Below are 14818 nucleotides of genomic sequence, written 5' to 3'. Positions count from 1 at the left end.
GGTGCCGTCACTCCTTCTCGAGCTGCTGCCATATTTCATCCTTGCCTGGCTTGTTCAGCTTTCTGTAATCATTGCCTTCGAACAGCGTATCAAACTGGCATACCGCTTTATAATCGCAATATTGGCAAGGGGACTTCGCCCCCATCCGATAGGGCTCAATCGATACTTTGCCTCCTTGAATCGACTCTCCGATACGGGCAATCTCACCTCGTACGGATCGGCGCAGCTTGTCCCATTGATCGTTCGTTACGACCGACGAACTGCTGTAGAAGCTGCCGTCGCGCTTAAGCGCTACAGGAAGAAGCTCCGAGTAACCGGTTTCCAGCTCGTCATCCATCAGTCTGACCGTCTCCGCATGCGCGGTGACGAGACCTCGCATTTTGAACCGCTTAAGCAGTTGTCCGCTTGCTTCAGCTTTACCAAGTCCGTTAGGCAGTGTCAGCACCGGATTATGCACATGGAAATAAAGTACGCCTGCCGGGGAAGCTTCCTGTCCAAGCCATACCGAGGAATGGGTAACGAGCACGTCGAGATACGTCAGCATTTGCAGAGACAAGCCGTGAATGACTTCCTCCAGCTTCAAGTGTGTTGCGCTGGATTTGTAGTCAAGAACGCGCAGCAGCAAGCCGTCATCCGTCTGTGCCGCATCGACGCGATCAATCCTTCCAATGATTTCGATCTCGCCGCCTGCAGGCAGCGGAATGATAAGTGAAGGCAGAGTGCCGTCTGGTCCAAAATCAATTTCCGTGCCTACAGGCTGGAACTGCGCTCTTCTTGCATGCTCACCTAGCATGGCAGCCGCTTGTCCTACGATTTCCTTCAGCTTCCGCGCTATATACTGGAAGCGTCCGCTGCTAAGCAAAATCTGCGATTGTAGCTTCGGAATCAGCTCATCGACAGTCTGATCTGCCGCTGCCTTAATTTCCGCAGGCGGCATCGCTCCCCATTTGCCGCCGAGTCCGCTAGCCATCCGGCTAAGCGCGGCATGGAACAGTTGTCCCACATCGGGCGCTGCGAGTCTGTACATCCGTCTCTCGCGGAGCTTCAAACCGTGAATGGCGAAGTGCTGGAACGGACAAGCGACGAAACGTTCCATTCGCGAGACGCTTACCTTAAGCCGTTCGCCATACAACTCTCTTGCGGTTTCCTGACGAATATATAACTCCTGATTCATATAGCCTAGCGACGAGACGAGCCCTTCAAGCTTATGCTGCCATTCCGGCCGAACGGCGAACCAGTTGTAGATGTCCCACCAAAACGGAGCAATACGTCCTTCCTGCCGGTAATCCCGAAGCGCAGCAATCAAATAAGATAAGGCCCGTTGCGGATGTGCAATGAATCGGCGCTGCTCCTCGTCAGACAAGGCTGCTGACGGCTGCGCCGCTGAAGCGTCAATAGGAATACCGGGAAACAGCTGCCTCATATGCCGCACAATCTCCGAAGGGAGCAAGCTCTTGCCCTCCTCGTCCGCCTGCGCCCAGCTAAGCCACAGGTGCCGGCTTGGCGTCGTTAAAGCGTTGTAGATCATGAAGCGCTCGTCCAATAAGCGGCGTCTGACGCCAGGCGCCATCGGGGTGCCATCCTCGGCAAGCTGTTCCCGCTCCGCCTCGGTCAAAATACCGTCTTCCTTCACACGCATCGGCACAACGCCATCGTTAGCGCCTAATACATAACAAACCCCTACATGTCCGGATCGTGTCCGATCCATGCTGCCTATCAGCACCTGATCGAGCGCAGGCGGAACAGAAGCCAGCTTCAAACTGTCCAATCCCGCTTCCACCATGCCAGCGAACAGCTCCGGTGTAACCTGCTGCCCTCCGGCAAGCTCGACAAGCTGATCGAGCAGCAGCATGACGCCGTCCCAAAGCTGTCGGTGGCTTCTGGCCCGCTGGACACTGCCGGCTTCCGTATCTTGCCTGCTCCAACGTTCCAACTTATCAGCGGCATCGATATGGTCAAGCAATCGGTACAGCGCCTCGCACATCGCTTGCACGTTATCCGCTTTGGCTAACGCCTCGCCGAAACGGCGAAGCGGAGGCACAACCGCTTCTCTGGCTGCGAAGACGATGTCGAATTCGCGCTGCTGCTTCTCGCTAATCTTTGTCTCCATATCGGAATCGTCATCCAGCGACTGTTGAACGAGAGGCTGCCAGCGCTTCCGGTCAAGCCACTTCCACCCGTCAATGCCGGCCGCGAGCGCATAATTCTCCAATAAGTCGAACCATTCTCTCGGAAGGCTGTCCTCAATAGGGAACAGCATTTCCGTCTTGATGCACCGAAACACGGCATCATAACGCCAGCCGAACAGCACCGTTTCCAAGGCGGAGCGAATGAACTCAACGAGCGGATGATGAAGCGCCTTCTGCTTCTGATCGACGAAGAAGGGAATGCCGTAATCGGCAAAAATAAGTCCGATATAATCCGAATAATCTTCCGCATTACGAACCATAACAGCCATATCGCGCCATCTCAGCTGCTCTGTTCTTGCTCTTCTAACCATATCTCTAGCTACTGCTTCTACCTCTGCCCGCCTGTTCACGGCCGCATGCAAAGACAAGCCGCAATGCTCGTGCTCGGCTTGCAGTAACGTCTTACCTTGCAGTAACATCGGTACGCGATCGCCGTAATGCTTCTCGATATGAGCCAGCATCGGGCTGCCGCTGAATCGGCCCAGGTTCGTATCTCCGAGCAGCACAGGAGGCAGTACTTCTACATCGTTAGCAACCGCGAGTTCCATCAGCTTGTTATAAGTCTCTGCCGTCGGATGGAACAGTTCGAGCTCATGAGGCTGCTCTCCGCGAGGATAGGGACGATCCAACGTTAGCGATATCGTTATGCTCGCACCGGATGCGAGCAGCGCCCCCAGCGCTTCATATTCCGTTGGCGTGAAGCCGTAGAAGCCGTCGATCCATATCTCAGCACCGCGCATCGACGGCGCATCGGCGAACCCTTGACGCAAATAATACAAATAATCCTCTGCGTCGATATATTTGCCGGCAAGCTCTTGCTCCATCTGTCCATACACCAGCTGGAGATCATGCAGCTTGCGCTTAAGCAGTTCCGAGTGTTCGCTTGAAGGCTCACTCATATTGCGCTTTAATTGCTCGGAGTCGACGCCATAACGTTTCCACTCCGTCAGCAGCTCGGCAAGCCGATCAATAAAGCCGGGCTGCTCAGCGCCGCTCTGAAACAGCTTAAGCTGCGAGCCAAACTTATGAACGATCTTGTAGAGCAGCATATGCTTGCCCGTATCATTGATCGGCACAAGAGACGTCCCGCCGGTCTCCTGCATAACGCGGAACGCAAGTCGGCGAAAGCTCAGCGCTTGCGCCCTGATCGTACCGTTCAAATCGCTATCCTGGAGGAGTGCGTATTCGGTTTGGAATGTAGCCTGTTCCGGCACAAGCATAATAAGCGGTCCGCCGTCAGGCTTCTCCTTAAGCCTGTCGCGAATTTCATTAAGGCAGCAGGTCGTCTTGCCTGCTCCCGATCGACCGATGACATAGCGCAGCGACATAACCCATTCTCCCCTTCTCCCACACCTTGTTTGCTTTCGTACTTTCTAGCTTACTTGCTCCTAACCTCGAATACGGCGAACTTCAAGTAATGACCTTCGCTTACACCGAGAAGCTGGGGATGATCCTTGCCTGCAGCGCGCCACTCGATTAATCGCAGCAGCTTGCCAGCATCGGCAGCGGCATCTTGGATCGTCTCCAAGAACAGCTCCGGCTTCATATGATAAGAGCAGCTAGCCGTTACTAGATAGCCGCCTTCGTTAACGAGCTTCATCCCTTGCAGGTTAATATCCTTATAACCGCGTATTGCCCCAGGCACCGCGCTCTTCGTCTTCGCGAAGGCCGGCGGATCGAGAATGACGACATCCCATGATCTTCCTGCACTCGCTAGCGGCTTCGACGTGTCAACGCCTCCGCTGCCGCGTTGCTTGCGTTCATCCAGCCCCTTCACCTGCGAGCGCAAATAATCGAACGCATCCGCAACGACGAACTCGACCCGATCGGTGAAACCGTTGCGCTCCGCATTACGACGCGCGGTATCGATCGCATGCTCCGAAATATCCAGGCAAGTGACCTTCTTCGCTCCGTACTTGCATGCGTGAAGCGTGAAGCTGCCCGTATGGGCAAAACATTCCAGTACCGTGGCACCGTCCCAATAGGGAAATGTCACAACTTTGCCGTTCGCATTAACCGGAACAAGACGGTCTTGTCCGCCATCAGAACCCTCGTTCTTCAAGGACGGATCAGACTGCAAATGAATGCCGCTGCGGGCACCCCAGCCTTTCATGAGGGGGGCAATGGAAGCGCGATTCTCCCGTTGGTCGAAGAAATACCCCGTCTTCTGACCCTCGACAATATCCACCTCGACTTTGAGTCCGTTTTCTACAATTTCCACGATAGCCGGGCAATCACCGTACAAGACGCCTGTCCGCTCCTCAAGCCCCTCTAGCACGCGTACGCCGACATCGCTGCGCTCATAAATACCTTTGGGCTGGAACACCGCAACCAGTTGTTCTACAATGGCTTCTCTTCGTGCGTCCATTCCAAGCGTCAGCACTTGAATGACGAGTACGCCTCCAAATCGATCGACAACGAGTCCCGGCAGGTAATCAGCTTCGCCATAGACGAGTCTGCAATCGGAATCGTTCACGAACCGAGCGCGATGCTCCTTGCATTGCTCGAATCGGCTGCGGAAGTATGAGCCGTCCATTTCCTCCATCGGCGAGTAAGATACAATCCTAACGGTAATCTGCGATTTAGGATTCCAATAGCCAGTCGCCAAATACCGCCCTTGATGGTTCACGACATCGACCAGATCCCCTGCTTTCGCCTCACCCTCCAAGCGATCGATTTCACTTGCGTAAATCCACGGATGGCCTTGCTCCAACCTCTTTTTGCGCGATTTCAGTAGAAAAAGTTTTGCATTACCCATTTTTCTTAACGCCCTCTCTGCTCAAAGCTTGTCATGCTTGTCTTACTTCCAGCATATGTATAGTTGCAGCCGCTAACGGCTTGTTGGCCCCTTTGATGGCACTCATATATTCATAAAAGGAGATTCGCTATGCTTCAATCCATCCTTATCCCCATGCTGCTTGGCTTCTCCATATTTATGTGCGGGATGAAGCTTATGGAGCTTGCCCTTCATCAACTTGCGGGACCTTATCTGACCATGATGCTGCGGCGTTCGACGGCGACGCCCGTCCACGGACTCGCCATCGGCACGGCAACGACCGCTTTTCTCCAAAGCAGCACCGCTGTAACCGTCATTTCGATCGGTCTCGTCAACGCGGGCCTGCTCACCTTTCCAAGAACGCTTGGCATCATATTAGGAACGAACATCGGCACCTGTCTGACAACGGAACTTATCGGATTAAATTTGAACAAACTCGCTATTCCGATCATGATCGTATCCATCGGAGTTTGGCTGCTAACTGCTCTGACCGGGGAGGTCAGGCTGCTCCCATGGCTTCGACATTTGTCTCCGAAACTTAATCCGATCCGTTCTGCGTCAGTTGTTCTATGCGGCTTCGGCCTGCTTTTGACTGGCATGGCGATGATGCAATCCATTGGACCTGCCGTGCAGCAAAGCGATATGTTCAATTGGTTTATTGGAAAAGCGGACGACAGCCTGTGGTGGGGAATTGCAGCGGGTGCGCTTCTGACTGCTGCCGTTCACAGCAGCGCAGCCGTGATTGGCTTAGTAATGGGCTTCACTGCGATTGGCGCAATGCCGCTGGAGATCGGAATCACCGTTGTGCTCGGCGCCAATATCGGCACCTGCTTCACCGCCATGCTTGCGTCGATTGGCGGCTCGAAGGCAGGCCAGTACGTAGCGCTGTCCCATGTCCTGCTGAATGCCGGGGGCGCATTGCTGTTCTTGCCTTTCCTTCCAGAGCTCTCTAATCTGTCAGAGTGGCTGTCTGAATCACCTGCGGGACAGATCGCGCGCGCCCAAACCGTGTTCAACATACTAAGTTCCCTGCTGGCGCTTCCTTTCTGCTACTTGCCCGCCGTGCGCGGACTCGATCCACAGAAGTAAGCACCCACTCAGAAACCGTTAATCAGTCGACAACCCAAGAAGTTGGAATGCGCCAGCGACAATCCGATGATTGTTGTCATAGCCGGATTGCTTCTGGCGTCTCCACGCTTCCTTCGGTTCGAACCAATCGACGCCGCGAATTTCTTCGACCTGCGCCTGGAGCGAGCCTCCAACAGCCTCGACTAAATAATAATGAACTTCTTTGTCCACTAATCCAAGCTTCTCATGCTCGTACTGATATTTGATTTGATCGATCGGAGCAATAATGACGCCTTCCATTCCCGTCTCCTCAACAATCTCGCGAAGCGCCGTCTGCTCAACCGTCTCGCCCGTCTCCATCTTGCCTTTGGGCAGAGATACTTTGCCGTATCGGTCCTGAATAAGCTGAATTTGAAGCTTTCCTTCCGCAGTTCGACGATAGACGACGCCTCCAGCAGATATTTCCTTCATCTCCGCTTCCCCCTTGCTACGTTTAATGATTAGTATATCCAGCATGAAACACTTGCCTGCTGCCAGCAATTGCTCATCATCAGGATCGATTGCAGACAAGCCATAGTTGGTTATAATTGCAGCAAAGGATTCCTTCCTCTTTTCCAGTAGCAATGAAAAGAAAAGGAATCCCATATAAAGCCGTTATCCGAAACTAAGCACGAATGGCTTCAGGACGCTCCAGCACGAAGCTATGAACGTCAGACTCGCGCATAATCGCCTGTTCGTCGTCAAGCACTCTTACGAGTGTCGCGCGGCATTCGTTAACGCCCGCTTCCGTGATCTTAACGCGGCAAAGCTTGCCGACCAGCGATTCCGAGCCTTCGAACACCACTTGAATGTAATTGTCCGTGTAGCCCATGATGAGCCCGGTACCAGGCGCGCCTTTGTAATCCCGTTCAGGAATCACGTCCAGCACTTCGCCCACGAACGTTTTCGCATATTGAAGCTGCATACGCTCGGACAGATCAATCAGCTTATGCACGCGCTCGTTCTTAACTTCTTCATCCACTTGATCTTCCATACGCGCGGCAGGCGTTCCCGTCCGCTTGGAATAAGGGAATACGTGCATTTCGGCAAAGCCAAGCTCCTCCATGAAACGGTAGCCGCTCTCGAACATTTCCTCGGTCTCTCCAGGGAATCCGACAATAACGTCCGTGGTAATCGCAACACCCGGCATCGCTTCATGCAGACGTTTAATTTTGGCTGCGAATTGCTCCGTCGTATATTTGCGGCGCATCCGCTTTAGCACCGAATCCTCGCCCGCTTGCAACGGAATATGAAGATGGCGGCACATTTTGCTCGAACGATTGAGGACGTCGATCATGGCGTCGTCGATCTGGCTAGCTTCAATCGAGCTGATCCGAATACGCTCCAGCCCTTCTACCTTGTCCAAATCCCACAGCAAGCTTGTAAGATTATAGTTCTCCATATCGTCGCCGTAGCCGCCGGTATGAATGCCCGTTAGGACGATTTCCTTGTAGCCGGAAGCTACCAGCTGCTTCGCTTGCTCGATGACGCTATGCGAATCGCGGCTGCGCGACAAGCCGCGCGACCATGGAATGATGCAGAACGTACAGAAGTTATTGCAGCCTTCTTGAATCTTCAGGAACGCGCGTGTACGGTCCGAGAAGTCCGGCACGTCTAGCTCTTCGAAGTCACGCGTCTTCATAATGTTGCGAACGGCGTTGACCGGCTTGCGATCGTCTTGAATCTGATCGACGAACGACATGATTTTGTCACGGTCCTGCGTGCCGATTACAAGATCGACGCCTTCAATCGCCATAATCTCGGCAGGCGAAGTCTGCGCGTAGCAGCCCGTTACCGCGATAACGGCATCCGGGTTGCGGCGTACCGCACGGCGAATGATTTGGCGGCTTTTTTTATCCCCCGTGTTCGTAACCGTACATGTGTTAATAAGATAGACGTCGGCCGTCGATTCGAAATCGACCTGCTCGTAGCCTTCGTTTTTGAATAACTGCCAAATCGCTTCCGTATCGTAGAAGTTAACTTTGCAGCCTAAGGTGTAAAATGCGACCGTTGGCATAGTGGTCACGCTCCTCCCATTTCTCCGGATTCATATAGTAAGCAGGTTAATCCGACGATACCTGCTGTTTCCGTTCTAAGTATTCGTTTGCCGAGCCCGACAAGCACGGCTCCTGTCGTTTCCGCCTCAGCAGCCTCGCGCTCGGTGAAGCCGCCCTCGGGACCGACAATAAGCATGATGTTGGCAGGCGCAGTTTGATTCCCGGATCGTTCGCTGCGCAATATCCACTCTTGTACCGCCGTTCGGATGCCTTTGCCATGCGCCGCATCCCCTTCGCGCTCATAGCAGAACAGAACAAGATCATAGTTCTTGATCCCTTGCATCAACTCGCGCCAGCTCTGAACTTGCTCAATGACCGGCACACGGTTGCGATGAGACTGCTCCGCCGCTTCCTTGGCGATCTTGCTCCAGCGTTCGAGCCGCTTCGCTTCTTTTTTGCCATCATACTGCACGATCATCCGCTCGGACTGGAATGGCGCGAACGCGTAAGCGCCAATCTCCGTTCCCTTTTGGATAACAAGCTCCATCTTATCGCCCTTCGGCAAGCTTTGGGCAATCGTGACCGACCAGAGAGGCTCGCTGTCCATGGACAGCTGCTCTACAATGTCGGCTTCGACGAGCGTAGCGGACGCATCCGTCACTTCCGCTATCGCCGTACGAGCCGCGCCATCGCTTACGATGAACTTATCGCCCGGCTTCATCCGCATAACGCGCGCCGCATGATGGGCATCCTCGCCCGTCAAACGCACCTGCGTCTCGGTAAATAGATCTGCTGCTACAAAGTATCGCTGCATCGTAGGTCTCTAACCATCCTTCATCATAGCATGTTTCACTTCGTAAAATCCATGATAAACCATTGCCAATCCATCAGAAAAAGATTCGATATGCCCATTCAAAAGTGTTATTTGCGAGGTCTACTCCCCAGCCCAATATCGGATCTAGCGTTACTCTTCGCAAAGGAGGGATAAACACAATTATTAAAAAAATGAACATTCCCCATTGTACGTTTTGATCCATCTTATATCTTATTTTAAAAGGCATTAGGTTGGAAATGATACGATAACCGTCAAGTGGCGGCAAAGGAATTAAATTAAAAACAAATAAAAGGAAATTCAAAGATATTAAATACTCAAAAAATGTTTCTACTGCAGCTATTACCCCAGGAGATGCTCCGTTCAATACATTTGATGCAACCAGCGCAACGTAAATAAAGACGGCGATTACCCCAATGAGCAAGTTACTTAATGGACCTACTGCGGTTACAATTATACTCATTAACTTTGGTTTTTTGAATTTATTCGGATTAACGGGAACCGGCTTAGCCCAACCAAATCCCGCAATTAAGATAAGGATTGTTCCAAGAATATCGAGATGAACGCGCGGATTAAGCGTCACGCGTCCTGCATTATAAGCAGTATCATCTCCAAACTTATAGGCGCTGTAGGCATGAGCAAATTCATGAACAGTAAAAGCTATGATGAGCGCCAATACAAGGAAAGGCAGTTCGTCAATCGGATACCTCAAAAAGTTTTCCAGATTTATTCACTCCCTAGGGGTTTTCTAGCAACGAATGCAATCCAATCCTCATCGCGTCTTTTCTCTACGATCTCGAAGCCGGAACGGATCAAGCCGTCCTCAACGTCGGTCTCCTTGTTTTTCCAGATGCCCGATGCAATATATGTACCGCCTGGCTTAAGCGCTTCGAACACATCGTCGATGAACAGCAGTATAATCTCCGCGAGAATGTTCGCCACAACCAAATCTACTGGAACGGTAACGCGCAGTCCGTGCTCGATTCCCGCCGAATCCGCCTGATCTTCGCGCAGAACGCCCAGCAGGTCGCTCAGACGAACCTCCACCTGCTCGGACAGATCGTTCAACCGCACATTTTCCGTGGCGCTTGATACGGCAATCGGATCAAGATCCAGCGCCAGTACGCTCTTCACGCCAAGTCGGCATGCGCCAATTGCAAGAATGCCTGAACCTGTGCCGACATCGATCATCTCTTCCCCGCCGCGCACGACAGACTCGAGTGTCTGCAAGCATAAAGCAGTAGTCGGGTGAGTTCCCGTTCCAAAGGCCATTCCAGGGTCAAGCTCAATGATCCGCTCGTCTGGACCAGCCTCATATTCTTCCCAAGTCGGCTTGATCGTGAGCTTATCCGATATGCGGAGCGGCTTAAAGTATTGCTTCCATGCCGTTGCCCAGTCATCATCGTCCACTTCCGCAGACGTATACTCCACATTACCCGGATCTATATCAAATTCTCTAAGCTGCTCAACGCGCGGCTTAATCGCTGCAATCAGTTCTTCAACATTCGTTTCTTCGGCAAAATACCCTTTGATCACGGCCTTGCCTTCCGGTATATCGTTAAGCGGCAGCTCATACCATTGTCCGAGCGAAGTGTCGCGCGGCTTGTTCAGCGTGCCTGATTCTTCAATGGATACGCCGCCAGCGCCCATTTCATGCAAAAAATTCGAGATCATTTCCGTCGCTTCTTCTGTTGTCGCGATCGTTAGTTCATGCCATTTCATAGATAACGTCCTCCAATACAATAAAAACCTAACATCTATTGTACACCACGAGCGGCTTTTGCACAAAAGTGTTATAGCGAACTTTAGCGATAATTATGCTACAATGCTTACTAAATGCTGGAAGCAATCTTGCTGATTGCTTTTTTGACGTATAGGAAAGTATATAATTTTGCTCATACTTTCTCTATACGTTTCGACGAAACGATAACGGCTCTAGAAAGGACACCGTCAGGCGTTTCTTCTTAATACAACGTTCAGGAGGGCTGAGCACCATGTCACCTAGAAATATCGAGAAAGATCAAAGGCTTCGCGACGAGAGGCAAAGCCAGATTCTTGAGGCAGCGATGCACGTTATTGCGCGGCGCGGCTTACCTGCAACGAAGATCGCGGACATTGCCTCACAGGCTGGAATCAGCGTTGGAAATGTATATAAATATTTCCTCTCAAAGGATCAAATCTTTAAAGCCTTGGTTGAAAACGGACAGCGCGAATATCGGGTGTTCGTCGAGGAGGCGCTGCAATTAAACGCATCACCCTACGATAAGCTGTATTGGTATACCGAGAACTGGCTCGTCTACCGCAACGGCTGGGCGATTACCGCTATCCTTCAATACGCACGCACATCGGAAGCCGTACCTCATGAAGTAACGCTGGCGGTCAGCGAACGTTTCATTGACAACTTGCGGCCAATGGCCGCGATTATTGCCGAAGGCCAAACGGCTGGCATTTTCAAGAACGGAGACAGCTTCGAGCTTGCGCTTATTTATGTATCGATGATGGAGGGCCTAATTCTGCACAGTATACCGGGTATTCAAGAAATCGCCACGCTTACCCCGGATAAAATGATTGCCTTGCTGCTCAAATAACATCTTTTTCCAAGGTGAAATTAGCAGCAAATTTTATACTTTCTTTTATTTGAAAAAAAGATTTACTCATTTTGGAAATTGCTGCTATCATGTGTACATAGTGAATAATTATTCATCGCAAGTCTACCAGACCGCTGGAGACGCATAAGGACAACTTCGCAAAGAAGAGTCTTTATGCTTTTTTTATTTTCATTATACCAACTTATCCGATGAGATTAATTAGTCAACTAAAAGGAAGAGGATGAGCGCTATGAAGCTATTTTGGTTTATACCGACATACGGTGACGGCCGATATATTGGTTCAGATTTCGGAGCAAGGTCAACAACACCTGCCTACTATCGCCAGATTGCCGCTGCAGCCGACGATCTTGGTTATGATGGGGTGCTGCTCCCTACCGGGCGTTCTTGCGAAGATCCATGGGTGACCGCCGCTTCGTTAATTCCCGTAACGAAAAATCTCAAATTTCTCGTCGCTGTCCGTCCGGGACTTATGTCTCCTACGCTAGCTGCTCGCATGGCCTCAAGCTTCGATCGCAATTCCGAGGGACGTCTGCTCGTCAATGTCGTCGCCGGCGGTGATCCCGATGAGCTTGAAGCTGACGGCTTGTTTCTGGATCATGACGAACGTTATGAGCTTACCGACGAGTTCATGGATGTGTGGCGCAGAGTGCTTAGCAACGAGTCTGTCACCTTCGACGGAAACCATCTTAGAGTGAAGAATGCTATCAATATGCTCCCTTCACTCCAGCGTCCATACCCGCCTGTATACTTCGGCGGCTCATCGCCCGCCGCAATGGATGTCGCTTCCCGACATGCGGATTACTACTTAACTTGGGGAGAGCCTCCAGCTCAGGTGAAGGAAAAAATCGATCGAATGAGAGACATTGCCGCTCGGGCGGGGAAGGAAATCAAGTTCGGCATTCGGCTGCATGTCATCGTCAGGGAGACCGAAGCGGAGGCTTGGGCGGAAGCAAACCGTCTCATCAGCCGCCTGGATGAAGGTACGATTGCCAAAGCCCAGCAAATCTATGCGCGCATGGACTCCCATGGCCAGCGCAGAATGACCGAGCTTCATAGCGGGAGCCAAAGCAATCTCGAAATATCGCCTAACCTATGGGCAGGTATCGGACTAGTCAGAGGCGGAGCCGGTACTGCTCTAGTCGGTGATCCCGACTTGGTTGCTGCTCGAATGAAGGAATACGCTGCACTCGGTATCGAGACTTTCATCATGTCCGGCTATCCGCACTTAGAGGAAGCCTACCGGGTTGCCGAGCTTCTCTTTCCGAAACTGCGTTCACAGCAAGCTGATAACCAAACGGCGGCAGCACGCGGCGGTGAGATGATCGCTTACCACTACGATCCAAAGCACAGCCGCTAAACGTTAGGAGACTGCCATGTCAAACGCTAATTATCGTAACTTACTGTATTCCGCACTGTCTGTAGCTTTCGTAATTATCGTGTGGACAACTGTAACAGCACTCAACTGGGTCAACCCTTTATTCATCCCATCACCGCAAAAAGTATGGCTGGCATTCGCACAAATCTGGCAATCCGGATATAAAGGCCATTCCCTCGGACTGCACGTCGCCGACAGCCTTTTCCGCCTGGGGAGTGCTTTCGCGCTCGCGGTTATAACCGCGATTCCGCTAGGTCTCATTAGCGGAGCTTCGGCGACTGTCAGAGCTTTGCTCGATCCTTTCATTGAGTTCTACAGACCGCTGCCTCCGCTCGCCTACTACACCATGCTTGTTCTGTGGCTCGGAATCGGCGATTCATCCAAAATCGCCCTGCTGTACCTAGCGGCCTTCTCCCCGCTCTACATTGCCGTCGTTGCCGGTGTCAGAAAGGTGTCGATTGACCGCATTCGCGTCGCCAAGACGCTCGGCGCGACCCGAAGCAAGCTGTATCTGCATGTGCTGTTGCCTTCCTCGCTGCCCGAGATTTTCACCGGTCTAAGAACAGCGATCGGCGTTAGCTACACGACACTTGTTGCAGCTGAGATGGTAGCCGCGATGTCCGGCATCGGCTGGATGGTGCTGGACGCGAGCAAATTTCTTAGGAGCGATATTATTTTTGCAGGCATTATTCTAATGGGATTAATCGCCATAGTTATCGATTCGGCGATCCGCCTGCTCGAGAGGAAGCTTGTTCCTTGGAGCGGCAAAGAGTAAATAAAACATATTGTTAAGGAGTGGAGTCTAATGAAAACTCTAAAAACCAAAACCGTATCTATTGCAATTATTATGTTGATTGCGCTTGTCGGCATCTTATCGGGATGCAGCTCGAACAACGGCAGTAATACTGAGAGTCAGACTAATAAGCCGGAGACAAAGGCTGAAGAAACCGTTAAACCAAGTGAAAGCACCGAAGAGCCTGCGCAAGCTGAGCAGCTGCCTAAGGAGGTCCGCATTGGTTTCCAAGTCATTCCGAATGCGGAACTGCTTACGAAAGCGCTGGGCTTAGCCGAGAAAAAGTTTCCCGGTGTCAAAGTAACCTGGGTTCAATTCGATTCCGGTCGGGACGTGAATACGGCATTCGCAGCTGGCGGCATTGATCTCGGTCTTGCCGGTTCTGTTCCTGTAGCTATTGGTCTTGCGAGCGATCTGCCGTATCAAGTATACTTCCTGCACGATATTATCGGTGATAACGAAGCGCTTGCAGTGCGCAATAGCTCCAATATTAACAGCGTCAAAGATTTAAGCGGCAAGAAGATTGCCGTCCCATTCGGTTCGACCACTCACTTCAGCTTACTGTCCGCATTAAAGAAGGAAGGCGTCGATCCATCGACGGTTTCGATTCTCGACCTTCAGCCGCCGGATATCGTTGCAGCTTGGCAGCGTAAAGATATCGATGGAGCGTTTGTCTGGCAGCCTTCACTCGCCAAACTCATTGCTGAGGACGGCAAAATACTTATCTCTGCCAAGCAGTTATCGGAGCAAGGCATCATTACGGCCGACGTAGGCATTGTGAGCCGCAGCTTCGCGGAGCAATATCCGCAGTTCGTGAAAGATTACGTCTCGCTGCTCGATGAGTCTGTCGAATTATACCGTTCCAAGCCTGAAGAAGCGGCCAAAGCGGTAGCGCCACTGCTCAGCCAATCCGAAGCAGACACGTTGCCGCAGCTGCATGAGCTCGTATGGCTGACATCGGCAGAACAGCAGGATGCCAAGTATTTAGGTACAGACAACAGCATTAGCGGATTCGCACAAGTGCTGCAACAGACTGGACAATTTCTCGTCGAGCAACAGACTATTCCGACAGCCCCGGAAGCAGATGTGTATCAAAAAGGAATTTGGAACGAAGGAATCAAGCGATAAGGAGAGGAAAAG

The 14818-nt window shown here is 51.9% G+C and carries 12 protein-coding genes; 5 read left to right on the top strand and 7 right to left on the bottom strand.

What is annotated here, in order from left to right:
- Positions 1-7 precede the first annotated feature (7 nt).
- Both addB and AC0YN0_RS11840 read right to left on the bottom strand, forming a co-directional pair.
- The gene (gene addB, locus AC0YN0_RS11845; RefSeq protein WP_475821440.1) at positions 8-3517 is read right to left on the bottom strand and encodes a helicase-exonuclease AddAB subunit AddB; all 3510 of its coding nucleotides are present in this window, start codon (positions 3515-3517) and stop codon (positions 8-10) included.
- A gap of 50 nt (positions 3518-3567) precedes the next feature.
- The gene (locus tag AC0YN0_RS11840; RefSeq protein ID WP_475821439.1) at positions 3568-4947 is read right to left on the bottom strand and encodes a class I SAM-dependent rRNA methyltransferase; all 1380 of its coding nucleotides are present in this window, start codon (positions 4945-4947) and stop codon (positions 3568-3570) included.
- A gap of 129 nt (positions 4948-5076) precedes the next feature.
- On the opposite strand from AC0YN0_RS11840, the gene AC0YN0_RS11835 reads away from it, so the two are divergent.
- On the top strand, positions 5077-6054 hold the full coding sequence (locus AC0YN0_RS11835) for a Na/Pi cotransporter family protein (RefSeq protein WP_475821438.1): 978 nt from the start codon (positions 5077-5079) through the stop codon (positions 6052-6054).
- 18 nt (positions 6055-6072) lie between these two features.
- On the opposite strand, the gene AC0YN0_RS11830 is transcribed toward AC0YN0_RS11835, so the two are convergent.
- The 5 genes from AC0YN0_RS11830 to prmA form a co-directional block, all read right to left on the bottom strand.
- A complete protein-coding gene (locus AC0YN0_RS11830) occupies positions 6073-6504 on the bottom strand; it encodes an NUDIX hydrolase (RefSeq protein WP_475821437.1) in 432 nt (143 codons plus the stop codon).
- Between the two features lie 193 nt (positions 6505-6697).
- Positions 6698-8089, bottom strand: a complete 1392-nt coding sequence (mtaB, locus tag AC0YN0_RS11825; protein ID WP_475821436.1) for a tRNA (N(6)-L-threonylcarbamoyladenosine(37)-C(2))-methylthiotransferase MtaB — start codon at positions 8087-8089, stop codon at positions 6698-6700.
- Between the two features lie 5 nt (positions 8090-8094).
- A complete protein-coding gene (locus tag AC0YN0_RS11820; protein WP_475821435.1) occupies positions 8095-8883 on the bottom strand; it encodes a 16S rRNA (uracil(1498)-N(3))-methyltransferase in 789 nt (262 codons plus the stop codon).
- Positions 8884-8956: 73 nt separating this feature from the next.
- A complete protein-coding gene (locus tag AC0YN0_RS11815) occupies positions 8957-9613 on the bottom strand; it encodes a site-2 protease family protein (protein ID WP_475821434.1) in 657 nt (218 codons plus the stop codon).
- 14 nt (positions 9614-9627) lie between these two features.
- Entirely contained in the window at positions 9628-10623 is a 996-nt protein-coding gene (gene prmA / locus AC0YN0_RS11810; protein WP_475821433.1) for a 50S ribosomal protein L11 methyltransferase, read from the bottom strand.
- A gap of 272 nt (positions 10624-10895) precedes the next feature.
- On the opposite strand from prmA, the gene AC0YN0_RS11805 reads away from it, so the two are divergent.
- From AC0YN0_RS11805 to AC0YN0_RS11790, 4 genes are all read left to right on the top strand, one after another.
- Entirely contained in the window at positions 10896-11489 is a 594-nt protein-coding gene (locus tag AC0YN0_RS11805; protein ID WP_442051693.1) for a TetR/AcrR family transcriptional regulator, read from the top strand.
- 250 nt (positions 11490-11739) lie between these two features.
- Complete coding sequence (gene ssuD / locus AC0YN0_RS11800) at positions 11740-12867, top strand: FMNH2-dependent alkanesulfonate monooxygenase (protein ID WP_475821432.1); 1128 nt, start codon at positions 11740-11742, stop codon at positions 12865-12867.
- A gap of 16 nt (positions 12868-12883) precedes the next feature.
- Positions 12884-13660: an ABC transporter permease subunit gene (locus AC0YN0_RS11795; protein WP_475821431.1), complete on the top strand. Its 777-nt coding sequence runs from the start codon at positions 12884-12886 to the stop codon at positions 13658-13660.
- Positions 13661-13690: 30 nt separating this feature from the next.
- Positions 13691-14806, top strand: coding sequence for a taurine ABC transporter substrate-binding protein (locus AC0YN0_RS11790; RefSeq protein WP_475821430.1), 1116 nt, complete (start codon positions 13691-13693; stop codon positions 14804-14806).
- Positions 14807-14818 lie beyond the last annotated feature (12 nt).

This window comes from Paenibacillus sp. J22P218 (assembly GCF_056269195.1).
This window is presented reverse-complemented; position numbering and strand designations above follow the sequence as displayed.

What these genes read in the sequence shown, in the direction of transcription:
- AC0YN0_RS11790 (WP_475821430.1), top strand. Translation starts at nt 13,691, where the DNA reads ATGAAAACTCTAAAAACCAAAACCGTATCTATTGCAATTATTATGTTG.
- AC0YN0_RS11835 (WP_475821438.1), top strand. Translation starts at nt 5,077, where the DNA reads ATGCTTCAATCCATCCTTATCCCCATGCTGCTTGGCTTCTCCATATTT.
- addB (WP_475821440.1), bottom strand. Translation starts at nt 3,517, where the DNA reads ATGTCGCTGCGCTATGTCATCGGTCGATCGGGAGCAGGCAAGACGACC.
- AC0YN0_RS11820 (WP_475821435.1), bottom strand. Translation starts at nt 8,883, where the DNA reads ATGCAGCGATACTTTGTAGCAGCAGATCTATTTACCGAGACGCAGGTG.
- mtaB (WP_475821436.1), bottom strand. Translation starts at nt 8,089, where the DNA reads ATGCCAACGGTCGCATTTTACACCTTAGGCTGCAAAGTTAACTTCTAC.
- ssuD (WP_475821432.1), top strand. Translation starts at nt 11,740, where the DNA reads ATGAAGCTATTTTGGTTTATACCGACATACGGTGACGGCCGATATATT.
- AC0YN0_RS11795 (WP_475821431.1), top strand. Translation starts at nt 12,884, where the DNA reads ATGTCAAACGCTAATTATCGTAACTTACTGTATTCCGCACTGTCTGTA.
- AC0YN0_RS11830 (WP_475821437.1), bottom strand. Translation starts at nt 6,504, where the DNA reads ATGAAGGAAATATCTGCTGGAGGCGTCGTCTATCGTCGAACTGCGGAA.
- AC0YN0_RS11840 (WP_475821439.1), bottom strand. Translation starts at nt 4,947, where the DNA reads ATGGGTAATGCAAAACTTTTTCTACTGAAATCGCGCAAAAAGAGGTTG.
- prmA (WP_475821433.1), bottom strand. Translation starts at nt 10,623, where the DNA reads ATGAAATGGCATGAACTAACGATCGCGACAACAGAAGAAGCGACGGAA.
- AC0YN0_RS11805 (WP_442051693.1), top strand. Translation starts at nt 10,896, where the DNA reads ATGTCACCTAGAAATATCGAGAAAGATCAAAGGCTTCGCGACGAGAGG.